Origin of the sequence: Parazoarcus communis, assembly GCF_003111645.1 — a bacterium.
Classification (GTDB): domain Bacteria; phylum Pseudomonadota; class Gammaproteobacteria; order Burkholderiales; family Rhodocyclaceae; genus Parazoarcus; species Parazoarcus communis_A.
Window position 1 is genome coordinate 1,755,905 of sequence record NZ_CP022187.1, and the last position, 24,039, is coordinate 1,779,943.

Below are 24,039 nucleotides of genomic sequence, written 5' to 3' on the forward strand. Positions count from 1 at the left end.
ATAATGGTCCATCACTTCCCGTCGGCTTTCCCGGATGTCCCCACACCTGTTTACCGTACTCTTCCTCATCGCGCTCGGCAGCACGCTCCTCGTCAAGACGGGTCTCATGCTGCGCCAGATCCGGCACGTGCGCGCTCACCGCAATGCCGTGCCAGGTGCGTTTGCCGACAGCATCGGGCTTGAGGCACACCAGCGGGCTGCGGACTACACCGCCGAGCGGGTGCGACTCAGCCTGGTCGAGCTCGCAGTCTCGGCGGTTTTCGTACTCGCACTCACCATCGGCAGCGGCCTTCAGCTCATCAGCACCCTCTGTGCAGGACTGTTCGATGCAGGCTCCATCGCCCATGGTGTCGCGCTGCTGGCCATGCTCGGCGTAATCAGCTGGGTGATCGACCTGCCGTTCTCCCTGTACCGTACCTTCGTCCTGGAAAAGCGCTACAACTTCAATCGCATGACCCCCGCCCTGTTCGTCTCCGACAGCCTTAAGCAGGCGGCGCTGGCAGCGGTGATCGGCCTTCCGCTCCTCACCGGCGTGCTGTGGCTGATGGCCGCAATGGGCGCAGCGTGGTGGGTCTGGGTGTGGGCGGTCTGGCTCGGCTTCAACCTCCTCGTCCTGCTGATCTGGCCGACCTTCATTGCGCCGCTGTTCAACCGTTTCAGCCCGCTCGCCGACGAGCAGCTCAAGCACCGCGTCGAATCGCTGCTCGATCGCTGCGGCTTCCGCTCCAAGGGGCTTTTCGTGATGGACGGCTCGCGCCGCTCCGCGCACGGCAACGCCTACTTCACCGGCTTTGGCGCGTCAAAGCGCATCGTGTTCTTCGACACCCTGCTCGACAAGCTCACGCCCCAGGAGGTCGAGGCCGTGCTTGCACATGAACTCGGCCATTTCCACCACAAGCACATCGTCAAGCGCCTGCTGGTGCTCGCCCCGGCCAGCCTCGCGCTGTTTGCGCTGCTTGGCTGGCTGCTTTCGCAACCCGCCTTCTTCAACGGCCTGGGCGTGACTCAGACCGGCACCGCAGCCGGGCTCGCCCTGTTCTTCCTCGCGCTGCCCTGGTTCACCTTTGCCCTGACACCGCTGATGAGCCAGTGGTCACGCCGCCATGAATTTGAAGCAGACCGCTACGCAGCCAGCCATACTCAGGCAAACGACCTGGTCAGCGCGCTGGTAAAGCTGTACCGCGACAATGCTTCGACACTCACGCCCGACCCGGTGTACTCCGGCTTCTTCGACTCACACCCGCCGGCTGCAGTGCGTATTGCACGGCTTCAGGGCTGACACACCCGGAGCCGTGACGGAGAACAACAAGGAGGATGACATGAAAATACATCTACTGATCGCGCTTGGCTCCACGCTGATGTTCAGCCTTCCGGCTGCCGCAGATCCGTTTGCGGAAGCCGACATCAAGCTGGGCGGCGAGATGCACGACAAACTGTGCGTCGCCTGTCATGAACAGAAGTACGGCGGCAAGGACGGCTCGGACATCTATATCCGGGTTGATCGCCGCGTCAATTCGCCCAGCGCCCTGAGCCAGCAACTCACGGCGTGCACGACCATGCTCAATCTTGATCTGTTTCCGGAAGACGAAATGCACATTGCCGGCTATCTGAACAAAAACTACTACAAGTTCAAGTGAATATTCGCAACGCAGGCAGCCGCAAGCGCGCCCAGGCAGAGACAAGCACCGGCACCGTTGTCGCCGCCTTTGGCCGTCACTACGAAGTGGACACCGCGGATGGGCGCCTGCGCTGCTATCCGCGGGGCAAACGAAGCAGCTTTGCCTGCGGCGATGAAGTCGACATCGCCGCCGCCGGCGACGCGCAGGGCGTCATTGAGCACCTGCACCCACGGCGCAACCTGCTGTGGCGCTCGGACGCCTTCCGGGAAAAACTGATCGCCTCCAACCTGAGCCATATCGGCATCGTCGTCGCCACCGAGCCGGGCTTTTCGGACCTGCTGATATCACGCTGCATCGCGGCAGCGGAAAGCCAGGACATCACCGCAGTGATCGTGCTCAACAAGGCCGATCTGACGGATCGACTGGAGACAGCACGCAATCAGCTCGCCCCGTTTTCCGCCCTCGGCTACGAGGTGCTCGAGGTTTCGGCGCTGGATGGCGCGGCATCGCTGAAGGCCAGCCTGTCCGGGCACCGCAGCATTCTTGTCGGACAGTCCGGCATGGGCAAGTCGACACTGACCAACGCGCTGATACCCGAGGCCGAGGCCGCCACGCGCGAGATCTCCACCGCACTCGACACCGGCAAACACACCACGACCTTTGCGCGTCTCTATCCGCTCGGCGAGGGCTGGCTGATCGACAGTCCGGGCCTGCAGGCTTTCGGACTAGCCCACATGACACCGGATGAACTGGTCGAGAGCTTCATCGAGTTTCGACCGCACCTTGGCAAGTGCCGCTTCCGCGACTGCAGGCACGAGGCCGAACCGGACTGCGCACTCCTCGGCGCACTCGCGGCGGGACAAATTCACCCCCGCCGCTTCGAGCACTACCGCATCATTCGCAGCGAAATCGCCGCCGCGAAACAGGCCAATCCGGGCTGGTAAATGAAACGGGAGGCCATCAATGGCCTCCCGTCTGCGTTCAGCAAGCAGACCGGGTGATCGTCAGGACACCGGCACCAGGAAGTCGTCCGCAATCCGGTTGCCCAGCGACTGCACGCGATCGAGCAGGCGCATGGTGTAGCTATGCAGCCCGCCACGAACGATGTCATCGATCTTGCCAAAACGCAGTTGCGACTCCAGTTCGCCAGCCTGACGCTCGGTCTCCGCCGACTGGGCGTTGCTGACACCCTGAAGGTTGGCATAGACCTCCTTCATGCAGCGCGCCAGCGAACGCGGCATGTCGGCACGCAGCAAAAGCAGCTCGGCCACACGCGCCGGCGTGATCAGATCGCGATACACCTTGCGATAGACCTCGAAGGCCGACACCGAGCGCAGCAAGGCACTCCATTGATAGTAGTCGGCAGCGCCGCCCTCCGACTCGCCCGCAGGCAGCAGGATCTGGTACTTCACGTCGAGAATCCGCGCGGTATTGTCGGCGCGCTCGAGGAAGGTGCCGATGCGGATGAAGCGCAGCGACTCATCCTGCAGCATGGTGCCGATGGTGACGCCACGCGACAGGTGAGAGCGGTACTTCACCCACTCGAAGAACTCGCCGGGGCCGACATCGAGAAACTCTTCGCGTGTGAAGTCGCGCATCTTCAGCCAGGTGGCGTTGGTGGTTTCCCACAGCTCCGAGGTCAGCGTTCCGCGGACAGCATGCCCGTTCTCGCGCGCAGCCAGCAGGCAGCTGCGAATGCTCGAGTGGTTGGTGGGCTCGAAGATCATGAAATCGAGCACGTTGTCGGGCGTGATCTCGGAGTGGCGCTCGTGAAAGGCCGCCTCGAGCCCCATGATCCGCAGGGTTGCGCCCCAGGCCTGGTCCTCCTGGACCTGCGACTGCGGCATCATCGACATGCGGTAATTCACGTCCAGCATCCGTGCAATATTCTCTGCCCGCTCCATGTAGCGGGCCATCCAGTACAGGTGATCTGCAGTACGGCTCAGCATTGTCTGTTCTCCATCAAGCCATTCATCACGCTTCAAGCACCCAGGTGTCCTTGGTTCCACCGCCCTGCGAGGAGTTCACGACCAGCGAACCTTCGCGCAGCGCGACCCGGGTCAGGCCGCCGGGAACCAGCTGGATCTCCTCACCGGACAGGACGAAAGGACGCAGGTCGATATGGCGCGGCGCAATCCCCGACTCGACAAAAGTCGGGCAATTCGACAGCGCAAGGGTGGGCTGGGCAATGTAGCGCTCGGGGTGGGCCACCAGCACCTTGCGGAAAGCCTCGATTTCATCCTTGGAGGCCGCCGGTCCCACGAGCATCCCGTAGCCGCCCGAGCCGTGCACCTCTTTCACGACCAGCTCAGAAAGGTGATCGAGCACATAGGCCAGATCTTCCTTCTTGCGGCACATCGAAGTCGGTACGTTGTGCAGGATGGGTTCCTCACCGAGGTAGAAGCGGATCATCTCGGGCACATACGGATAGATTGACTTGTCATCGGCCACGCCGCCGCCGATGGCATTGGTGACGGTGACGCCGCCCGCCTGGTAGGCACCCAGCAGTCCCGGCACACCGAGCACGGAGTCGGGCCTGAAGGCGGTCGGATCGATGAAGTCGTCATCCACCCTGCGGTAGATCACATCCACGCGCTGCGGGCCTTGCGTGGTGCGCATGAAGACATGATCGTCCTTGACGAACATGTCCTGCCCCTCGACCAGCTCCACCCCCATCTGCTGTGCCAGAAACGCATGCTCGAAATACGCGCTGTTGTACGCCCCCGGCGTCATGACAACCACCGTCGGGTCGGTCACCCCGGTCGGCGCCACGCTGCGCAGCATGTTGAGCAGCATGTCGGGATAGCGGTCGACCGGCGCCACCTTGTAATGCGAGAACAGGCGCGGGAAGAGCCGCATCATCATCTTGCGGTTCTCGAGCATGTAGGACACGCCCGAAGGCACACGAAGATTGTCCTCGAGTACGTAGTACTCGCCCGCGCCAGCACGCACGAGGTCGACCCCGGCGATATGTGCGTAAATATCACGCGCGACATCCACGCCCTGCATCACCTTCCGATACTGGGCGTTGTTGAGTACCTGCTCGGGCGGAATGTGCCCTGCCTTCAGGATATTCTGGTCGTGGTAGATGTCGCCGATGAACATGTTCAGCGCCTTCACCCGCTGCCTGAGGCCTGCAGCGAGGATGGTCCATTCCTCTGCGGGAATGATGCGCGGAATGATGTCGAACGGAATCAGGCGCTCGGTGCCTGCATTCTCCCCATACACCGCAAAGGTGATTCCGTACCGGTGAAACAGTGCATCCGCTTCAGCCCGCTTCTGGGACAAGCGCTCCGTGGGCATCTCGGACAGCCAGTTGGCATAAGAGGCATAGTGCGGACGAACCCGCCCCGCCTCATCGGTCATCTCGTTGTAGAAATTCTTGATGGTCATGACACGAAGCCTGCCTTTCTCGTTGTGATTCCGGACGAGTAGATAGGAGCGAAAAACGTGCCAGCATAAAAGCAGGCGCCAACCCATCAGGCAGTGTCTTTGGAGCAGCTAACGCACCATTTAAGTGCCTTGTCGGGTCATTGCACCAAAATGTGGTGCATCCCACCTCCCGCGGGTGGGCGCGCACGAATCCGGCGCATAAAAAAACCCCGCCGAAGCGGGGTTTTTGCAAGGCAGGAAATCCTGACGATCAGATGCGCTCCCAGATCGTGGTGATGCCCTGGCCGCCACCGATACACATGGTGGCCATGCCGTAGCGGCCATTCACGCGGATCAGCTCATGCAGCAGCTTGGTGATGATCACGCCACCGGTTGCACCAACCGGGTGCCCCAGTGCGATGGCGCCACCGTTGGGGTTGACCTTGGACGTATCGAGTTCCAGCCCCTTGTTCACCGCGATCGACTGGGCAGCAAAAGCTTCGTTGGATTCGATGACATCCATCTTGTCCAGCGACAGGCCAGCGCGCTGCAGCGCAATCTTGGAGGCAGGGATCGGACCTTCACCCATGAGTTCGTTCGGCACGCCAGCAATGGCGTAGGACACCAGGCGAGCGATCGGCTTGTGACCAGCAGCGGCAGCCTTGGCAGCCTCAGCCAGCACCAGGAAGGAGGCGGCGTCGTTGATACCCGACGCGTTACCTGCGGTGACCGAACCGTCTTTCTTGAACGCCGGCTTCATCTTGCCCAGCGCTTCCATGGTGGTTGCACGCGGATGCTCGTCGGTATCAAACACGACCGTACCCTTGCGGGTTTCGAACGTGATCGGCACGATCTGGCTCTTGAAACGGCCTTCAGCAATTGCAGCGGCAGCACGATTCTGCGATTCCAGCGCGAATGCGTCCTGATCTTCGCGGCTGATGTCCCACTTGCTGGCCAGATTCTCGGCCGTGATACCCATGTGGCCAACGCCGAACGGGTCGGTCAGCACAGCGACCATGGCGTCGATCGCCTTGGTGTCACCCATGCGGGCGCCGCTGCGCAGCGCAGGCATCAGGTATGCCCCGCGGGACATCACTTCCACGCCGCCGCCGATGGCGAAATCGGCGTCGCCCAGCAGAATTGCCTGAGCGGAGTTAACAACTGCCTGTTGGGCAGAGCCGCACAGACGGTTAACCGCGAACGCAACGGATTCCTTGCTCATGCCACCCTGGATCGACGCGAGACGGGCAACATAGGCGTAGCGGGAATCAGTCGGGATGCAGTGACCGACCGCAGCAAACGATACTGCCGCAGGATCGACACCAGCGCGTGCGATTGCTTCCTTGACCACCAGTCCACCCAGTTCGCCCGGCTCGATGTCCTTGAGCGAGCCATTAAAGCCACCCACTGCGGAACGAACGGCACTCAGCACTACGACTTCACGATTAGCCATCAATACACCCTCCTCGAAAATTAACCGCCAACCCAGCCCGCAAGACCCAGCAGGGCAAGCATTACCAGACACACGACCAGTGCTCGCCACACGAGCCCGACCGTGCTTTGCATGTAATCGGCGTCGGCTTCGTCCCCCAGCCCCATTTCAGGCCGCTCGACGATCTCTCCCGAAATATGTATGGGCATGCCAAGACGCACACCCAATGCACCGGCGCCGCTTGCAATCAGTATAGCCGAGCACTTGTCTGGCCACAGCATTGCCTGCGTGCGCCAGCAGAAAACCGCATCCTCGAAATCCCCCGCCACCGAAAATGACGCAGCGGTAAGACGTGCGGGCATCCAGTCAATTACGGCGAACGCCTGTCGCGCGAAACGACCGAAGCTGCCGAACTCGTTGTCGGTGCGGGAGCCCCATTCGTCGTCGAAGAAACGCGCAAGACGGTACATCAGCGCTCCACTCGCCCCCGGGAGCAGCACGAACCAGAACGCCACGCCGAACACGCTGCGGTGAGAAGCAATCAGCGCCTGCTCAATCGCAAGCCTGGCCACCTCGCTGGAACTCGCCTCCTGGTACTGACCACCGCGCCATTCCGACAACAGTGCGCGCGCGCGATCGATTTCGCCCATGCGCAGCGCAAGATGGATGTCGGTAAAGAAATGACTTTCCTGCCTGAAGCCCATGGTGAAGTAGAGCACCACGATGTTGAACAGGAAGGCCAGTAGCGGATGGATGTGCCACAACGCGAAGAAGGCGATTGCGCACGCCACCGTCGCCAGCACGACCACCAGTACCCAGGCAATGCGCCCATTGCGGGCCCGCCCGTCGTTGAAACGCACAACCAGCGCCCCCGCAAGCTTACGCAACGGCCCGACGACGAGTTGCTGCACGGAAAGCGGTCGAACCTGCTCGATCAGCAGGGCAATGATGAGCGAAAGAAGCGTCATGCGAATTCGGTAAAAGGGGAAAAGTCGTCGTGAATAATGGTTTGCGCCCAAGATACCACAAACACCGTGACTTCTTCGCACGCGCGCCGGCACGTAAACCGGTAAACCGCGAAAGCCTCAACCGCGATTGCTGACCGCGCCAGACGCAGCTCAGGACGACTCTGCAAGGATCAGGATCGTACCGGATCCACCTCGGTCATCACACGATAGAGCGACATCAACATACCGGCGGTGGCACCCCATATGTAGTAATCGCCATACGGCATCGCGTGAAAGTGCCGCGTGCGCCCCTCAATCTCGAGGCTGTGGCGCAAATGATTTGCCGGATCGAGGAAATGCGACAGCGGCACCTCGAACGCTTCGGCTACTTCAAAGGTATCGAGCGTCAGCTCGAACGGCGGATGAACAAGGCCGACCACCGGTGTGACCCGAAAGCCGGTACCGGTAAAGTAATCAGGCAGTGCGCCAATGAGTTCCACACGATCGGCACCCAGCCCGATCTCCTCCTGCGTCTCGCGCAGCGCCGTGGCGACCGGCGACGCATCCCCTTTCTCCACCCGCCCGCCGGGAAAGCTGATCTGCCCCGGGTGATGATGCAGATGATCTGTGCGGCGTGTCAGCAGGACTGACGCAGCGTCGTCCCTCAGCACCAGCGGCACCAGCACTGCAGCAGGCATGTGCGCATCACCCCGAACCATCTCGGGCCAATCGGATCCCGCGGGCAGATCCCGCGCAGCTTTCAATCGCTGCTTCAACGCTTCAGAACAAACATCCCGCACCTGTGACTCCTTGATTCCATCCACGCGCCCTGCCGTCGCTCCGCGACAATCCCCGGCGCATCAATAGCGCTTGCGCAATACAAGCCTGCTTCCCTCGCGGGTCATCTCCATCCGGCTGAGAAAACTCATTCCAAGCAAGGCAAGCGGGAGATCGTTCTCAAGCACTGAAGCCTCAACATCGTTCAGCACCAGCGTGCCGACCCTGACCGAATCCAGTCTGACCCTCCACACCTTTCTCAACCCTGCTGCAGTCTGGGTTGCGCCCACCTCTGCCTTGGACAGGTCAATACCGAGACGACGCGCATCCGACCGGCCGATGGAGACGACCGACGCCCCGGTATCCACGAGAAAACGGATCGCACCATTGTTGACATGTCCATTGACAAAAAAATGCCCCTGACTGTCACCCTCGAGGTATACATCTGAATTGCCCTCCGCTGCAGCGCGCCTGACGACGCGCTCACCCAGCCGCACGCTTTCCCGTCGGCCATCAACAAAGATCCGGGCAGTGTCGCCGTCGATTGCGACGAGTTGCACCCCCTCCGGCGTGCGCTGCCCAACGGACAAGGTTCGAGGGGGACCACCGTCTACCACCAGCACCGCCTTGTTAGCGAAGATTCCGGCAACGGCCACGTCTGCGGCGGAAGCACATATCGGAAGCACTGCACTCAGGCTGACGATGAATCTGCTCGACCAGCGAATGGTCATTGACATGGGGTAACTCCAGCGATGCTGAAACGGTCTCTGGTTATTACATACTTGCCGTTGTTCGTCGAGTCAGAAACACACTGGTTTCGACCATGATGATGGTCCGGGCACGGATTCCCGGCGTCCATCGCCACCTCGACACAGCTAAGACTTAAACATTATTGACCGACCGGTCGATCAATTTAACGATCTTTTGATCCAGGTCAAACTCTGCCGGACCAAGCTGCCTCATCTTTCACTTCGCGCAGCACACGCTGCCACCAAGACCAAGATGAGGAGACAGGCATGGCACATAACGAGAAGCTGGCGATGACGATGGAGTTTCCGCCGGCGACAGAGCAACCGAACATCTACCCGCTGTCGTGGAACGCGCAGACCGCCAAGATGGAAGAGGTCTGGGATGCGGCACAGCGCGAGAACTGGGACCCCAAGAAGCTGCCGTGGGACACGCTCGATGTCGAGTCCTACACCTGGGAAGAGCGCGAGTCGATCGCGTACTGGTGGACCCTGCTGTCGGTATTCGATGCCTCTGCCCCCCCTGTGTTTGCCGAAGCCTTCATCAAGACCTATGAAGTGCACGAGGAAGACCCCGTCCGGCGCTGCTTCTTCTCGGTCACCCGCGACGAACAGAACCACGAGCAGATGTGCGGCCTGGCCATTACCCGCTTTCTCGGCCATCCCGATCCGATCACCTACGAGCCAAAAACCGATCTCGGCAAGCGCCTGCAGAAAAACGCGAAGTGGCTGTATTACAACGGCGGCCGCTACTGGACGGGCTACAAGAAGGCCGTGCCCAAGTATTCGCTGGCGGTCCTGTTCTCATCCTTCCTGATGGGCGAGATCGCGGCGGCGACGATCTTCAAGCAGATGCACGACAACTCGCGCGAACTCGTGTTCAAGGAGGCGTTCCGCAACATCGGCCGCGATGAAGGTCGTCACATGGCAATCTGCATGGCGCTGATGGAACGCGACTACCCGAAGCTTCCGCCCGAGGACAAGGCGCTCGTCACCAAGCAGATCCGCGCCGGTTACCTGTTCCTGTCCGCCGTACTGTTCGAGCCGCCGATGGAGTTCTGGGACCTGCCGGCCGATTTCATCGACAACCAGCGCGAGGCCGAAGAGGTGGCCCGCGGCGCCGGCTTCGGGGTGCCGAGTTACGAAGCCAAGAAGGAAAACTGGAAGGCTGCAATGCTCAACCTCAAGGGCGTGCTCGACCGCTACGAGATTCCCTTCCCCGCAATCCCTGAAGTCGGCATTTCCGGCCAGGAGATCTCCGACATCGACATGAACGACATCATTCCGGTGTTCTGATCAGGGCGGGCAGGCCTGCCCTGCCCTGCGCCGTGCCGTGCCGACGGACCTGCATCCCCGTGGATGCAGGTCCGTCCGGCTGACGGCGCCAGCCCGCGCGATATCTGACATGTAACAACAGCGACGACGATACAGACGTCGTCTGCACCGACCTCAGCGAGACAAGCGATGCAGAAGATAAAACTCCACCCCTCGGGTCGTGAAGTGGAATGTCACGGCGGGGACACCGTCCTCGCCGCGCTCGAGCGGGCCGGCTATGCCTTGCCCAACAACTGTCGCGCCGGCGCCTGTGGCGAATGCAAGGTCAAGGTGCTTTCCGGGCAGTTCGACCAAGGCATGGTGCTGGACATGGCGCTATCGCAGGAGGAGCGCAAGCAGGGCTACGGCCTGATGTGCATGGCCAAGCCGCTGTCGCCAGAACTGGTGATCGAATGGGGCACCGAGGACGCGAAACCGAAACTCTTCCCGCCGCGGGAAAATCAGCGCTTCGTGCTCATCGATCGCATCGCACGCACGCCGAGCATTCTTGAGCTCCACTTGCGCCCGGTAGGCCAGGTGATGCGTTACTGGCCGGGCCAGTATGTCACCCTTGGCGATGAACGGGCCGGGGCGCCGCTGCGATGCTATTCAATCGCCAATGCACCGCGCACCGATGGCGAAATCGTGTTGCAGATCACACGGGTAGACGACGGCAAGACCAGCCGCTGGGCCCACGACAACCTCAGGCTCGGTGACGTGGTGAAAGTCTCCGGCCCTTACGGCACCTTCATCGGCGACCTCTCGGTAGACTCGCCGGTGCTGTGTCTGGCCTCGGGTTCGGGGCTTGCACCGATTCTCGCGCTTGCCGAAGCCGCATTGCGGCGCGGTTACCGCAGGCCGGTCACGCTGATGTTCTCGGCGCGCACCGAGGCAGACCTGTACGACACCGGCCTGATGCAGTTCTGGGAAACGAAACACAGAAATTTCAGCTACAAGCCGAGCCTGACCCGGGAGAAACGCGACGGACGTCTGCACGGGCGATTGCCTGAACTGCTGCCGCAGGCCTTCAAGGACCTTTCGGCGCACAGCGTGTTCGTGGCGGGAAACCCTGAGTTCGTGACCGCTTGTGTGGCAGCAGCGAAAGCCCTAGGGGCCCGCGAGGAGATGATCCACACCGAAGGCTACTTCGCCCAGGCACAGCCGGAAACGGCGCCTGCGAGCCAACTGGTAGGCACCTGGCCCACATGAAAACACCGGATCGTTTCGACGCGCTCGGCGCCGCAACGATCCGGTGACAGACGACTTGAATCGGCGAATCAGTCGCGGAAGTTGCCGTACTGGAGCGGGAAGTCGGTAACCGTCTTCTTGACCAGCGCGATCGCCTCTTGCAGCACATCACGCTTGGCACCCGACACACGAACCTCTTCGCCCTGTATCGCGGCCTGAACCTTGAGCTTGTTGTCCTTGAGCAGCTTGACGATCTTCTTCGCCATTTCCTGCTCGACACCAACCTTGACCTTCACTTCCTGCTTGACCTTGTTACCGGACACCTTCTGCAGGTCGCCATACTCAAGGCAGCGCACATCGACCTTCTTGGAGGTCATCTCGGGCAACAGGATGTCCTTCATCTGGCTGATCTGAAAGTCGCTGTCGCCGTAGAGGGTCAGCAACTTGTCGCTCTGCTCGACGCGGGCATCCGTGCCCTTGAAGTCGTAACGGTTGGTGATCTTGCGATTGGCGACCTCGACTGCGTTCTTCAGCGCGACGAGATCGACTTCGGACATGATGTCAAAAGAAGGCATGGCGCTCCCCTGCGTGCTTGTTCAGCCGTAGTGGCAGATGTAGTGGAAGGGCTCGCCCGCCACTTCGATGTCAAAGCTCGAGTTGGCCGGCACGTTGAAGGACTCGCCCGCAGCGTAGGTCTTCCATTCGGTCTCGCCCTTCATGCGCACACGTGCGCTGCCGCTCACGCCTTCCATGACTTCCGGAGCAGCGGTATTGAACGTCAGCGCAGCCGGCAGGATGACGCCAACGGATTTACCGGTGCCGTCTGCAAAGCGCACGCCATGGCTGATGCACTTGCCGTCGAAATAGACGCTGGCCTTGGTAGAGACGGCCACGCCGTCGAGTGTTTCGGTAATGCTCATGAAAAAGTGCTTTCCTATTCGATACCCATGAATTTCTGGATCAGCGCCTTTGCCACGAAGCCGATGAATCCCAGCCCAAGGGCCAGAAACATCCACACCGTGCCATATTTGCCGGCCTTCGACTCGCGGGCGAGATTGCCGATGATGAACAACATGTAAATGATCAGCGCAGAAAAACAGACGGTGAGCGAGATCTTCTCGAACTCTGCAATCGTCAGGCCAAAAATCAGTACTTCGTTGTCCATCACCGGTGTTCCAAGTATTTCCGCCAGGGGCGCGAACGATCAGCCGCGTTTTGCCTTGGCATTTGCCGCAATCCGCAGACGCAGCGAATTGAGACGGATGAAGCCTTGTGCGTCCTTCTGGTCGTAGGCGCCGCGGTCGTCTTCAAAGGTTGCAATCGTCGGATCGAACAGCGAGTCGGACTTCGAGTCGCGCCCGGTCACGATCACATTGCCCTTGTAGAGCTTGATCCGCACCCAGCCATTGACCGTCTGCTGGGTGTTGTCGATCAGCGCCTGCAGCGCAAGGCGCTCGGGGCTCCACCAGTAGCCGTTGTAGATGATGCTGGCGTAGCGCGGCATGAGGTCGTCCTTGAGGTGGGCGACTTCACGGTCGAGCGTGATCGATTCGATGGCGCGGTGAGCCTTGAGCAGGATGGTGCCACCCGGGGTTTCGTAGCAGCCACGGCTCTTCATGCCAACGTAGCGGTTCTCCACCAGGTCGAGACGGCCCACGCCGTGCTTGCCACCGAGCTCGTTGAGCTTGGCGAGCACTTCATGCGCCTTCAGACGGATCCCGTTGATGGCGACCACGTCACCCTTCTCGAACTCGAGATCGACGTACTCGGCTGCATCCGGTGCGGCTTCGGGCGACACCGTCCACCGCCACATGTCCTCTTCGGCTTCTGCCGCCGGGTTCTCGAGGTGACGACCTTCGAAGGAGATGTGCAGCAGGTTGGCGTCCATCGAGTAGGGCGAGCCGCCCTGCTTGTGCTTCATCTCGATGGGAATGCCGGCCTTCTCTGCGTAGGCGAGCAGCTTCTCGCGCGACAGCAGGTCCCACTCGCGCCACGGTGCGATCACCTTCACGCCAGGCATCAGTGCGTAGTAACCAAGTTCGAAACGGACCTGGTCGTTACCCTTGCCGGTTGCACCGTGAGAGACGGCGTCCGCGCCGGTGGCACGTGCAATCTCGATCTGGCGCTTGGCGATCAGCGGGCGGGCGATCGAGGTACCGAGCAGGTACTCGCCTTCGTACACGGTGTTGCAGCGGAACATCGGGAAGACGAAGTCGCGCACGAACTCTTCGCGCAGATCGTCAATGAAGATGTTCTCGGGCTTGATGCCGAACTTGAGCGCCTTCTGGCGCGCCGGCTCGAGTTCTTCGCCCTGACCGAGGTCGGCAGTAAACGTCACCACCTCGCAGTTATAGGTGTCCTGCAGCCACTTCAGGATTACCGAGGTATCCAGTCCGCCGGAATAGGCGAGCACCGCTTTCTTTACATCGCTCATCATCTTGTCCAGTCTGTTGCCGTGGCGTCTCGTGGACGCCCGGCGGTTAGCAGCAAATCGCGTTATTCAGCTTGCGTCCTCGTCCCCGACGCGACCGAGTACGAGAAATTCCATCAATGCCTTCTGTGCATGCAGCCGGTTTTCCGCTTCGTCCCACACCACCGACTGCGCGCCGTCGATGACTTCGGCCGTGACCTCTTCACCGCGATGGGCGGGAAGACAGTGCATGAACAGTGCGTCGGGCGCCGCCACCGACATCATCTCGGCATCGACACACCAGTCGGCAAACGCTTTCATGCGCTCTTCGTTCTCGGCCTCGAAGCCCATCGACGTCCACACATCGGTGGTCACCAGATGGGCGCCCTTGCAGGCCTCGAGCGGATCGGTGAACTGCTCGAAGTGGTCGGTGCCATACAACCCGGCGCGCTCGGGCTCGACTTCATAGCCCGGCGGCGTCGACACATGCACATTGAAACCGAGTACCTCGGCTGCCTGCAGCCAGGTGTTGCACATGTTGTTGGAGTCACCCACCCAGGCCACGGTCTTGCCCTTGATGCTGCCGCGGTGCTCGATATAGGTGTAGATGTCGGCGAGGATCTGGCACGGGTGATATTCGTTCGTCAGCCCGTTGATCAGCGGCACGCGCGAATTCGCGGCGAAGCGCTCGATGATGTCCTGCTCGAAGGTACGGATCATCACCACGTCGCTCATGCGCGAGATCACCTGCGCAGCATCCTCCACCGGCTCGCCACGGCCGAGCTGAGAGTCGCGGGTATTGAGGTAGATCGCAGATCCGCCAAGCTGCTGCATCCCGGCCTCGAAGGACAGCCGGGTGCGGGTGCTCGCCTTCTCGAAGATCATCACCAGCGTGCGATCGAAGAGCGGATGGTAGGGTTCGTAGTTCTTGAACTTGTCCTTGATCCACTTGGTACGCTTGAAAATATGCGCGTACTCGTCCGCGGACAGGTCGTTGAACTGCAGATAGTGTCGGGGTGAACTCATGGGCAGTCTGCCTTTGCCGTCACTGCGACAAAAAGTCTTTGATCAGCGGCGCCAGCGCATCGACCAGCGTTGCGGCGTCATCGCTGCTGAAAATCAGCGCCGGCAGCAGGCGCACAACGCGTTCTGCCGTCACGTTGATGAGCAGTCCGGCGTCGAGGCCGCGCTTCACCAGGTCGCCACAGGGGCGGTCGAGCTCGATACCGATCATCAGGCCACGACCGCGGATATCCACCACGCCGGGAACGCCTTTCAGTGCAGTCGCGAGCCCGTTGCGAATCGCATCACCCACAGCGACCGCGTTGTCCATCAGATTGTCGTCTACGATGGCATCCATGGTCGCAAGCGCGGCCGCGCAGGCCAGCGGATTACCACCGAAGGTCGAGCCATGATTGCCCGGCTTGAACAAGCCGGCCGCCTTGCCCGCAGTCAGGCAGGCGCCGATCGGCACACCCGAACCGAGCCCCTTGGCCAGCGTCATCACGTCCGGACGCACGCCGGCATGTTGCCAGCCGAACCAGTTTCCGGTGCGGCCCAGGCCGCACTGGACTTCGTCGCAGATCATCAGCCAGCCGTGCTCATCACACAGGGCGCGCAATTCGCGCTGGAAGTCGTCATCAGCGATATGGATACCGCCCTCACCCTGGATCATCTCCAGCATGACCGCAACGACACTGCCGTTGTGTGCAGCGACGTTACGCAGCGATGCGATGTCTTTGTAGGGCACCCGGACGAAACCCGACACCAGCGGCTCGAAGCCTGCCTGCGCCTTGCGGTTGCCTGTTGCCGAAAGCGTCGCCATCGTGCGTCCGTGAAAGGCGTTTTCCATGACCACGATCGTGGGCAGTTCAACACCTTTCTGGTGGCCATACATCCGCGCCAGCTTGATCGCAGCCTCGTTGGCTTCGCAGCCGGAGTTGCAGAAGAAAACCTCTTCCATGCCCGAAGCGTCGGCGAGACGGTCGGAAAGACGATCCTGCAAGGGGATGCCGTACAGGTTGGAGGTATGCAGCACGCGCGACGCCTGCTGGGAGATTGCGCGAACGAGGCGCGGGTGATTGTGCCCGAGCGTCGAAACCGCAATGCCAGAGAGCGCGTCAAGATAGCGCTTGCCCGTTTCGTCGTGGAGCCAGACGCCGTCGCCGTGAGTGAATGCCACCGGCAATCTGGCGTAGGTGTTCATGACATGGGACATGGAAAACCCCGATCAGGATGGACCAAAAACGCGCACGGCGGCTGACGCCGCCGTACAGGAAGTGAGCATGGATGTTAAGCCAAAACAGGGGCAAATGTACATACAACGCCCGATGCAGCACGATGCTGCGGCACATCACACACCCCGAATTCTGCTAGAATCCGGCCGGTTTCTTGCAGCGGCTGGTAACCCCGGCCCTGTACCACTCCCCGACATGGCATGACACATGAACCAGAAGATTGAGAGCTTCGTCATCATCGGGGTCACAAGGGAAGGAAAAACATTCCGCCCCAGCGACTGGGCGGACCGGCTGTGCGGAATCATGTCGGCCTTCGGTGCCGACCACCGCATGATGTATTCCCCCTATGTGCGCCCCGGCTGCACCCTCAAGGGCCAGAAGACCGTGATGGTCGACGCCCGCCTCTACGACATCGAACCCCTTGCCTACAAGTTCATGGTGAATTTCGCCAACGACAATGAACTGCAGATGGAACCGATCAGCGACGACCAGCTGTAGGCAGCAGCCCCAGGGATTTCGCCCGCGACCCGCCCCAGGCGCCGGACACCCCACCCTGCAAGCACGACGCAGGAAGCAAAACACGGAAGCAAAAAAAACGGCGACATCACGGTCGCCGTTTTTGTTTGCGGCAAAAAGCCGCAGATCGATGCTTGAAGATCAGGCAGCCATTGCCTTCACGGCAGCGGACAGACGGCTCTTGTGGCGAGCAGCCTTGTTCTTGTGAATGATCTTCTTGTCAGCGATGCTGTCAATCGTGCTCATCGAAGTGCTGAAGACAGACTGAGCGGCAGCCTTGTCACCACCCACAACAGCCTTGCGCACGGCCTTGATCGCAGTACGCAGACGCGAACGCAGGCTGGCGTTATGGGCGCGGGCCTTGGTCGCCTGACGTGCGCGCTTGCGAGCTTGTGCCGAGTTGGCCATATTTATAATTCCTGTGAGATTCGTGGTTCTAAGAAGCCCGCGATCTTAACCAATATGATCGCCGGACGCAAGCAACATTCTTGGATAATGTGCCGCACGCATGCCCGGGCCGGCTATCATGCCGCCTTTACCGACGGCCCCATTTCCGCATGAATCTCCTGCGCGCCCTTGCCACCGTCAGTGGCATGACACTGCTGTCCCGCATTCTCGGTTTCGTCCGCGACTTTGTCATTGCGCGTGCATTCGGTGCCGGCATGGCGACTGATGCCTTCTTCGTCGCCTTTCGCCTGCCCAACCTGCTGCGAAGGATGTTTGCCGAAGGCGCTTTCTCACAGGCCTTCGTTCCGATTCTCGCCGAATACAAGAACAAGCAGGGCGAAGCGGTCACCCGCCACCTCGTCGACCGGGTCGCCACCCTGCTCGGCCTCACCGTCGCCGCGGTTGCCCTGCTCGGCATTCTCGGCGCGCCACTGATCATTCAGGTGTCCGCGCCGGGCTTCTCGGCAGATGCGGACAAGTTTGCCCTCACCGTCGAACTGACCCGGATCACCTTCCCCTACATCCTGTTCATGTCCCTGGTCGCGCTCGCCGGCGGCATTCTCAACACCTGGAGCCGGTTTGCAATCCCGGCCTTCACGCCAGTACTGCTCAACCTGTCCTTCATCGGCATGGCACTGTTCGCCGCGCCGTATTTCGATCCGCCGGTGCTGGCGCTGGCGTGGGCCGTCTTTCTGGGTGGCATCCTGCAGCTTGCGCTGCAGATCAGGCCGCTGGCCAGAATCGGCATGCTGCCCCGCTTCAACATCGACTACTCCGACCCCGGCGTGCGCCGCATCCTGAAGCTCATGGCCCCGGCAATCCTCGGCGTCTCGGTCAGCCAGATCTCGCTGCTGATCAACACCATCTTCGCGTCATTTCTTGAAAGCGGCAGCGTGTCCTGGCTCTACTACGCGGATCGCCTGATGGAGTTCCCCGCCGGGCTGCTCGGCGTCGCCCTTGGCACCATCCTCCTGCCCAGCCTCGCAAAGCTGCATGCCGACGCCAACCCCGAAGCCTTTTCGTCGCTGCTCGACTGGGGGCTCCGCCTGACACTGATGCTGACCCTGCCCGCCGCACTCGGCCTGGCCATGCTGTCAGTGCCGCTGATCACCACCCTGTTTCATTACGGGGCCTTCGCAAGCAACGACGTCCTGCAGACGCGCGAGGCACTGCTCGCCTACAGCGTCGGCCTCACCGGGATGATCCTGGTAAAGGTGCTCGCCCCGGGGTTCTACGCCCGTCAGGACATCCGCACCCCGGTCAAGATTGCCCTGATCACGCTGCTTGCCACCCAGCTGATGAACCTCGCCTTCATCGTTCCCCTGCGCCATGCCGGGCTGGCCCTCGCCATCGGTCTGGCAGCCTGCCTGAATGCGGGCCTGCTCTATCGCGGCCTGCGCCGGCGCGGCGTGTATGTTCCACAGCCGGGCTGGGGGCGCTTCTGGCTCAAGCTCCTTGTTGCACTGGCTGCCATGGCCGCCGTGCTCTGGTTCGGCGTCAGTGCCGATGCGGTCTGGCTCGAGCGCAGCGGACTGGCGCGTGTCAGCTGGCTGGCCGGGGCGGTGGTCGCCGGGGCGGTCACATACTTCGGGGCGCTGTTTGCACTGGGCTTTCGTCCGCGCGACTTTCGACGCCGGGCCGCAAGCTGACGTACTCAAGCTGACGCGCACAAGCCGAGGCCCGGCCCCTGTCAGCAGGGCGCCGTCACGCATTTCGGGTGATCAGCACGTCGCACAGCCGCTAGAATCGAATGATTCATCACCCGCAAGGAGGCGCGACATGAAACTGACCAGCCAGAGCCTGACCGACGGCGCACGCATCGCCGGCGAATTTGCTTTCTGCATTCCGGCGACCGAAGGCCATGTGCAGCTCGGCCAGAACCTGAACCCCCACTTGAGCTGGTCCGACGTGCCCGCGGGTACCCGGTCCTTCGCCCTCATATGCCACGACCCCGACGTCCCGAGCAGCGGAGAGGACGTCAATCAGGAAGGGAGAAGCGTTCCGGCCAGCCTGCCGCGGGTCGATTTCTTTCACTGGATCCTGGTGGACATCCCGGCACATCAGCGCGAAATCGCGCAAGGCAGCTTCTCGAGCGGCGTCACCCCCGGCGGCAAGCCCGGCCCGGACGCCGCGCACGGAACGCGTCAGGGCGTCAATAACTACACCGAGTGGTTTGCGGCTGACGAGTCGATGCGTGGCAACTACCATGGCTACGACGGTCCCTGCCCGCCGTGGAACGACGAACTGATGCACCGCTATGTATTTACGCTGTTCGCGCTCGATGTCAATCGCTGCCCGACAGAAGGCCGCTTCACGGGCCCCGAAGTCCGGGCTGCGATTGCAGGACACGTACTCGCGCAGGCCAGCATCACCGGCACCTACACATTGAACCCGTCCGTCAGCGACTGATTACAGGCCAGCGGCCATTCCTTCCCGACGAGGATCGGCCGCGCCGGCCCAGCCTTCCCCGCTGCGCAGCACCAGACTGGTCCCGCTGGTAAGTTCGCGCACCACGGCTTCATGCCCGAACAGGGCGAGCCGAGCCGCAAGCGCCTCGCCATCGGGGCGGCGCTCGACTTCGGTCGCCCCATTACGACTGGCCGCGTGCGGACGGGCAAGCACTGCATCGGGCGCCATCCCCCAGTCGACCAGACCGGTAATCGCCGACGCCACGTAATTGATGATTGCGCTGCCACCCGGCGAGCCGAGCACCGCATGCAGGCGTCCATCGGGCGCGAACACCAAGGTCGGCGCCATCGAACTGCGCGGGCGCTTGCCCGGCCCCACCCTGTTGGGGTGCAGGCCACGCGCATCCCGTGGCGCAAAGGAGAAATCGGTCAGCTGATTATTGAGCAGCATGCCCCGCACCATGCGCCGACTGCCAAAGGCGTCCTCGATCGACGCCGTCATCGACACCGCATTGCCATCGGCATCGACGATCGAGACATGCGTCGTCGACGGGCGCTCGGGCGTCGCTGCCGGCACCGGCTCATGCGCGGACGACGGATTGCCCGGCTGCGCACGACCAAGACTGCTGTCGAGCGAGATCAGCGCGGCACGCTGCGCCAGATAGCCAGGTTCGAGCAGCCTCGCAGGCGCAAGCGGCATCGACACCGGATCGCCGTACCAGGCGTCGCGATCGGCGAAAGCAAGTCGCCCGGCCTCGGCAAACAGGTGGGTGGCAAATGCGCTTTCCGGATCGATCTCTGCCAGGGGAAAACGCGTCAGCATGCCGAGCATGGCCAGCACGGTTGCACCGCCCGAGCTTGGGGGCGGCATGCCGCACACCCGCCAGCCGCGGTAGGGGCCACACACGGCTTCGCGCCCGACCACACGGTAGGCTGCGAAATCCTCAATCGACAAGGTGCCGGGATTTTCACCCGCACCCACCGCTGCAACGATGTCGGCAGCAATCTCCCCCCGATAGAATGCCTCGCCGCCCTCCTTCGCCAGCAGGCGCATGACATCGGCCAGCGCCGGGTTGCGCAAGCGCGCACCGATCGCCAGCGGCGCACCATTGCCATCGAAAAACAGCGCCTTCGCCGCGCCATCGCCCGCGAGAAAGCGGTCTTTTGCAATCAGCGCATGAAGGCGGGGCGACACGGCAAAGCCCTCGTCCGCCAGACGAATGGCAGGCTCGAAGAGCTGTGCCCACGGCAGGCGCCCATGCTGCCGATGCACCTCGGCCAGGAGCAGCGGCAGCCCGGGAACACCGACTGCGCGCCCGCCCACCGCAGCAGCGTGAAACTGCATGGGCTTGCCGGCCGCATCCAGGAACAGGGCGTCGTCGACCGCAGCCGGCGCAGTCTCACGCCCATCCCAGGCCACCATCCTCTTCTGCGCGGCATCGAAATGAAGCAGAAAACCACCGCCACCCAGCCCCGAGGACTGTGGCTCGACCACATTCAGGACCAGCGCCGCCGCGATTGCGGCATCTGCGGCAGAACCACCCGCACGCAGCACGCCCAGCGCCGCCTCGGTCGCATGAGGATTGGCCGTCACCACCATTGCATGCGGCGCATATGCGGCCGGACGCGGCTCAAAGCCGGTCGCAGCCTCGGGCTGTGCCGGCGTCTGCGCACCAAGCGGCAAAGGGGCGGCAAACAGGCTCAGCATGCCGATGCAAATACTGCGTTTGCAGCTCATGACCATGGCAAAACCTCCGGCGGAAATTCAGGCAGCGTAAGGCGGCAACTGGCGGGGAAGCAAGGGCTGGTCGATGACGTAATGCGCGGGCAGGCCATCGACGCAAGGAATGGACAGCTCACCACAGATAAGCGGCCGAATATAGCGCCGCCCGGCTTCGTTGAGCCCCATTCCGTCCGCCGCGATGAAGTCGGCGGGAAGTTTGCGTTCAAGGTTGGCGATTCCGGCCGCGTCCACCGGAACCACATCCCAGGTGTAGGGCGCGTCCGCCACACGTCGGATCGCGGCAGTCACCCCGTCCTGGCCTTCGAGGGCATAGCCGACCGCCGCACGACCGACTGCCACCGCCTGCGCATGGTCGGTTGCCGAAATCCAGTGACCGGCCGCACGCTGCAGATAATCCGGCACGGAAAAATGCTGCTTGTAACCCAGGCGCTCGTGCACCAGATGCGCAATGGCCTCGCCCGCCCCACCCAGCTGGACATAGCCTTTTGCATCCCGGTCCTGCTTCATCAGCACACCACCATCGGCACCGCGCAGCCCTTCAGCCACCGTCACCGCGCAATAGCCCAGCCGCTCCACCACGGCCTGCACCCGGGCAAGAAAGGCGACTTCGTCAAACGCAACCTCAGGCAGAAGCACGATGTGGGGAGCCTCGTCGGGTGTGCGCGCCGCCAGCGCCGTGGCTGCCGCCAGCCAGCCGACATTGCGCCCCATCACTTCCATCACGAAGACCCGGCCCTTGCGTCCGGTCATCGAGGCCACATCGCGTCCGGCCTCGCGCATCGAGGTCGCCAGGTACTTGGCCGCCGAACCGTAGCCAGGGCAGCAGTCGCTACCCTCGATGTCGTTGTCCACCGTCTTCGGCACGCCCACACAGACCAGCGGAAACGAACGCCGGCGCGCCGCGCCCGAGAGCCTGCCGATGAGGTCCATCGAGCCGTTTCCGCCGTTGTACAGCACCGCGCCGATGTCATGGGCAGCAAGCACGGCAAACAGCCGGTCGTAGAGCGCGGGCTGTTCGTCCTCCGGAGGCAGATCGAAACGACACGAACCGAAGGCGCCGCCGGGCGTATGCGCCAGCGCAACGGTATCGACGGCGGCGGTGTCGTAGATGTCTTCGGCCAGCAGACCGAGAATGCCATGACGCGCCGCCAGCACCTTGCCGATCCGGCCGGGATGCTCACGCGCAGCATCAATCACCCCTGCAGCACTGGCATTGATGACGGCGGTCACGCCACCGGACTGGGCATAAAGCAGGTTCATGGACGGCGTTTCCGAAGAAAAGGGGAGCACGAAGACAAACGCGGCCGGCACCGCAAAACGGCACCGACCGCGCTGGATACGGCAGGGACTGCTTACTTCAGGGCGTCAAAGGCGCGGGCAGTGATCTCCTCGACAGCACCCAGACCCAGGATCTTGCGAACCTTGGGCGCATTGGCGGCACCCGAGGCAGCCCAGTCGCTGTAGTAGGCGACCAGCGGCTTGGTTTGAGCGTGATAGACGTCGAGACGCTTCTTGACCGTCTCTTCCTTGTCGTCGTCACGCTGCACCAGATCCTCACCGGTCACGTCGTCCTTGCCCTCGACCTTGGGCGGGTTGTACTTGACGTGGTAGGTGCGACCCGAAGGCAGGTGGGCACGACGACCGCTCATGCGCTCTACGATTTCGCTGTCGGGAACGTCGATCTCGAGCACGAAATCGATCGGCACGCCGGCATCCTTCATCGCGTCGGCCTGCGGAATGGTGCGCGGAAAACCGTCGAACATGTAGCCGGACTTGCAGTCGTCCTGCTGCAGGCGATCCTTGACCAGACCGATGATGATGTCGTCGGACACCAGACCGCCGGCATCCATCACCTTCTTGGCCTCGATACCCAGCGGGGTTCCCGCCTTCACGGCAGCACGCAGCATGTCGCCCGTGGAGATCTGCGGAATGCCGAACTTCTCCTTGATGAAGTTGGCTTGCGTTCCCTTGCCGGCGCCCGGCGGTCCCAGAAGAATCAGTCGCATACACCCTCCCCGAAAAATGCGTCCGCCATCCGGCGGCATGGTCTTATTGGTTCAAGGCCGAAACTTAACCGACAAGTCCCGACCGGTCAAACACGATCGCGAATGCCTCAACCTGCGGAGAACACCGCCCGTACCCGGATCAGATCTTCGAGCGTATCCACGCCGGCCGCTGGTGCGGCGTCCAGGCGCAGCACCCGGATCGGGAATCCGTGCCACAGCGCGCGCAACTGCTCCAGCGCTTCCCAGTGCTCCACCGGCGCAGGCGTGAGCGATGCATAGCGCTTGAGAAATCCGACCCGGTAAGCATAGAGCCCGACATGGCGCAGCACCGGCAACTCGGGCGGCAGCACCTGGCGCGTGTCCGCCCAGGCATCGCGTGCCCACGGAATGGGCGCACGTGAAAAATACATCGCACGCTCACGCGCGTCGCACACCACCTTGACCACGTTCGGGTTGAACATCTCGTCTGCAGCATGGATCGGGTGCGCAGCAGTGGCAATCGCGGCATCGGCATCGTCGGCGAGGGCGTTCGCGACCGCAGCGATCAGCGCCGGGTCGATCAGAGGCTCGTCGCCCTGCACGTTGACCACGATGTCGTCGTCAGCCCATCCGAGCGCAGTCGCCACCTCGGCCAGGCGGTCGGTACCGCTCGGGTGGTCGGCGCGCGTCATCTGCACCTTGCCCCCGGCCGCAAGCACCGCGTCGCGCACGCCTTCATGGTCGGTTGCGATCCAGACCTCGCTTGCGCCCGCGGCACTCGCACGCTCCAGCACCCGTACCACCATCGGCTTGCCGGCGATGTCCGCCAGCGGCTTGCCCGGCAGACGGGTGGACGCGTGGCGCGCCGGCACCACGACTCGAAAAGCAGTCTTCATC

The 24,039-nt window shown here is 62.3% G+C and carries 25 protein-coding genes; 8 read left to right on the forward strand and 17 right to left on the reverse strand.

Going from position 1 to position 24,039, the window contains the following annotated elements; translation table 11 throughout:
* Positions 1–34 precede the first annotated feature (34 nt).
* The 3 genes from CEW83_RS07965 to rsgA are packed head-to-tail and all read left to right on the forward strand — an operon-like array spanning position 35 to position 2,563.
* Positions 35–1,279, forward strand: a complete 1,245-nt coding sequence (locus tag CEW83_RS07965; protein WP_108948862.1) for a M48 family metallopeptidase — start codon at positions 35–37, stop codon at positions 1,277–1,279.
* A 40-nt stretch (positions 1,280–1,319) separates the two neighbouring features.
* Entirely contained in the window at positions 1,320–1,637 is a 318-nt protein-coding gene (locus CEW83_RS07970; protein ID WP_159099416.1) for a cytochrome c, read from the forward strand.
* Between the two features lie 2 nt (positions 1,638–1,639).
* The gene (gene rsgA, locus CEW83_RS07975; protein WP_108951272.1) at positions 1,640–2,563 is read left to right on the forward strand and encodes a ribosome small subunit-dependent GTPase A; all 924 of its coding nucleotides are present in this window, start codon (positions 1,640–1,642) and stop codon (positions 2,561–2,563) included.
* A 60-nt stretch (positions 2,564–2,623) separates the two neighbouring features.
* On the opposite strand, the gene CEW83_RS07980 is transcribed toward rsgA, so the two are convergent.
* From CEW83_RS07980 to CEW83_RS08005, 6 genes are all read right to left on the reverse strand, one after another.
* Entirely contained in the window at positions 2,624–3,568 is a 945-nt protein-coding gene (locus tag CEW83_RS07980; protein WP_108948864.1) for an alpha-E domain-containing protein, read from the reverse strand.
* 25 nt (positions 3,569–3,593) lie between these two features.
* A complete protein-coding gene (locus tag CEW83_RS07985; RefSeq protein WP_108948865.1) occupies positions 3,594–5,012 on the reverse strand; it encodes a circularly permuted type 2 ATP-grasp protein in 1,419 nt (472 codons plus the stop codon).
* A 250-nt stretch (positions 5,013–5,262) separates the two neighbouring features.
* Positions 5,263–6,444: an acetyl-CoA C-acyltransferase family protein gene (locus CEW83_RS07990; protein WP_108948866.1), complete on the reverse strand. Its 1,182-nt coding sequence runs from the start codon at positions 6,442–6,444 to the stop codon at positions 5,263–5,265.
* 20 nt (positions 6,445–6,464) lie between these two features.
* Positions 6,465–7,391 (reverse strand): CobD/CbiB family protein, encoded by a 927-nt coding sequence (locus CEW83_RS07995; RefSeq protein ID WP_108948867.1) that lies wholly within the window; start codon positions 7,389–7,391, stop codon positions 6,465–6,467.
* Positions 7,392–7,561: 170 nt separating this feature from the next.
* The gene (locus CEW83_RS08000; RefSeq protein ID WP_108948868.1) at positions 7,562–8,089 is read right to left on the reverse strand and encodes a CoA pyrophosphatase; all 528 of its coding nucleotides are present in this window, start codon (positions 8,087–8,089) and stop codon (positions 7,562–7,564) included.
* Between the two features lie 141 nt (positions 8,090–8,230).
* Positions 8,231–8,878 carry a retropepsin-like aspartic protease family protein gene (locus tag CEW83_RS08005; protein ID WP_108948869.1) on the reverse strand — a complete coding sequence of 216 codons (648 nt, stop codon included), beginning with the start codon at positions 8,876–8,878 and terminating at the stop codon, positions 8,231–8,233.
* Between the two features lie 285 nt (positions 8,879–9,163).
* Between CEW83_RS08005 and CEW83_RS08010 the strand changes: the two genes are divergently transcribed.
* Together CEW83_RS08010 and CEW83_RS08015 are read left to right on the forward strand one after the other, a co-directional pair.
* Entirely contained in the window at positions 9,164–10,189 is a 1,026-nt protein-coding gene (locus CEW83_RS08010; protein WP_108948870.1) for a diiron oxygenase, read from the forward strand.
* 168 nt (positions 10,190–10,357) lie between these two features.
* Positions 10,358–11,416, forward strand: a complete 1,059-nt coding sequence (locus CEW83_RS08015) for a 2Fe-2S iron-sulfur cluster-binding protein (protein WP_108948871.1) — start codon at positions 10,358–10,360, stop codon at positions 11,414–11,416.
* Positions 11,417–11,484: 68 nt separating this feature from the next.
* Here the strand turns inward: CEW83_RS08015 and CEW83_RS08020 are convergent, their stop codons facing one another.
* The 6 genes from CEW83_RS08020 to CEW83_RS08045 form a co-directional block, all read right to left on the reverse strand.
* Positions 11,485–11,970, reverse strand: a complete 486-nt coding sequence (locus tag CEW83_RS08020) for a YajQ family cyclic di-GMP-binding protein (RefSeq protein ID WP_108948872.1) — start codon at positions 11,968–11,970, stop codon at positions 11,485–11,487.
* 21 nt (positions 11,971–11,991) lie between these two features.
* The gene (locus CEW83_RS08025; protein WP_108948873.1) at positions 11,992–12,315 is read right to left on the reverse strand and encodes a pyrimidine/purine nucleoside phosphorylase; all 324 of its coding nucleotides are present in this window, start codon (positions 12,313–12,315) and stop codon (positions 11,992–11,994) included.
* Between the two features lie 14 nt (positions 12,316–12,329).
* Entirely contained in the window at positions 12,330–12,560 is a 231-nt protein-coding gene (locus CEW83_RS08030) for a DUF2788 domain-containing protein (RefSeq protein ID WP_108948874.1), read from the reverse strand.
* A gap of 39 nt (positions 12,561–12,599) precedes the next feature.
* A complete protein-coding gene (locus CEW83_RS08035) occupies positions 12,600–13,829 on the reverse strand; it encodes an argininosuccinate synthase (protein WP_108951273.1) in 1,230 nt (409 codons plus the stop codon).
* A gap of 66 nt (positions 13,830–13,895) precedes the next feature.
* The gene (gene argF, locus CEW83_RS08040; protein ID WP_108948875.1) at positions 13,896–14,831 is read right to left on the reverse strand and encodes an ornithine carbamoyltransferase; all 936 of its coding nucleotides are present in this window, start codon (positions 14,829–14,831) and stop codon (positions 13,896–13,898) included.
* Positions 14,832–14,850: 19 nt separating this feature from the next.
* Positions 14,851–16,023, reverse strand: coding sequence for an aspartate aminotransferase family protein (locus CEW83_RS08045; RefSeq protein WP_108948876.1), 1,173 nt, complete (start codon positions 16,021–16,023; stop codon positions 14,851–14,853).
* 226 nt (positions 16,024–16,249) lie between these two features.
* Here CEW83_RS08045 and CEW83_RS08050 point away from each other — a divergent pair, with 226 nt between their 5' ends.
* The gene (locus CEW83_RS08050; protein WP_108948877.1) at positions 16,250–16,540 is read left to right on the forward strand and encodes a DUF3579 domain-containing protein; all 291 of its coding nucleotides are present in this window, start codon (positions 16,250–16,252) and stop codon (positions 16,538–16,540) included.
* A 159-nt stretch (positions 16,541–16,699) separates the two neighbouring features.
* On the opposite strand, the gene rpsT is transcribed toward CEW83_RS08050, so the two are convergent.
* On the reverse strand, positions 16,700–16,966 hold the full coding sequence (gene rpsT / locus CEW83_RS08055) for a 30S ribosomal protein S20 (protein ID WP_108948878.1): 267 nt from the start codon (positions 16,964–16,966) through the stop codon (positions 16,700–16,702).
* A gap of 149 nt (positions 16,967–17,115) precedes the next feature.
* Here rpsT and murJ point away from each other — a divergent pair, with 149 nt between their 5' ends.
* Both murJ and CEW83_RS08065 read left to right on the forward strand, forming a co-directional pair.
* Positions 17,116–18,654 carry a murein biosynthesis integral membrane protein MurJ gene (murJ, locus tag CEW83_RS08060; RefSeq protein ID WP_108948879.1) on the forward strand — a complete coding sequence of 513 codons (1,539 nt, stop codon included), beginning with the start codon at positions 17,116–17,118 and terminating at the stop codon, positions 18,652–18,654.
* A gap of 130 nt (positions 18,655–18,784) precedes the next feature.
* On the forward strand, positions 18,785–19,414 hold the full coding sequence (locus CEW83_RS08065) for a YbhB/YbcL family Raf kinase inhibitor-like protein (RefSeq protein WP_108948880.1): 630 nt from the start codon (positions 18,785–18,787) through the stop codon (positions 19,412–19,414).
* Here the strand turns inward: CEW83_RS08065 and ggt are convergent, their stop codons facing one another.
* The 4 genes from ggt to kdsB all read right to left on the reverse strand — a co-directional run bounded on the left by ggt (position 19,415) and on the right by kdsB (position 24,038).
* Positions 19,415–21,151 carry a gamma-glutamyltransferase gene (gene ggt / locus CEW83_RS08070; RefSeq protein ID WP_234419022.1) on the reverse strand — a complete coding sequence of 579 codons (1,737 nt, stop codon included), beginning with the start codon at positions 21,149–21,151 and terminating at the stop codon, positions 19,415–19,417.
* 27 nt (positions 21,152–21,178) lie between these two features.
* On the reverse strand, positions 21,179–22,417 hold the full coding sequence (locus CEW83_RS08075; RefSeq protein WP_108948881.1) for a 6-phosphofructokinase: 1,239 nt from the start codon (positions 22,415–22,417) through the stop codon (positions 21,179–21,181).
* 92 nt (positions 22,418–22,509) lie between these two features.
* Positions 22,510–23,163 (reverse strand): adenylate kinase, encoded by a 654-nt coding sequence (gene adk / locus CEW83_RS08080; RefSeq protein WP_108948882.1) that lies wholly within the window; start codon positions 23,161–23,163, stop codon positions 22,510–22,512.
* A gap of 107 nt (positions 23,164–23,270) precedes the next feature.
* Positions 23,271–24,038 (reverse strand): 3-deoxy-manno-octulosonate cytidylyltransferase, encoded by a 768-nt coding sequence (gene kdsB, locus CEW83_RS08085; protein WP_108948883.1) that lies wholly within the window; start codon positions 24,036–24,038, stop codon positions 23,271–23,273.
* Between the last annotated feature and the right edge of the window lies 1 nt (position 24,039).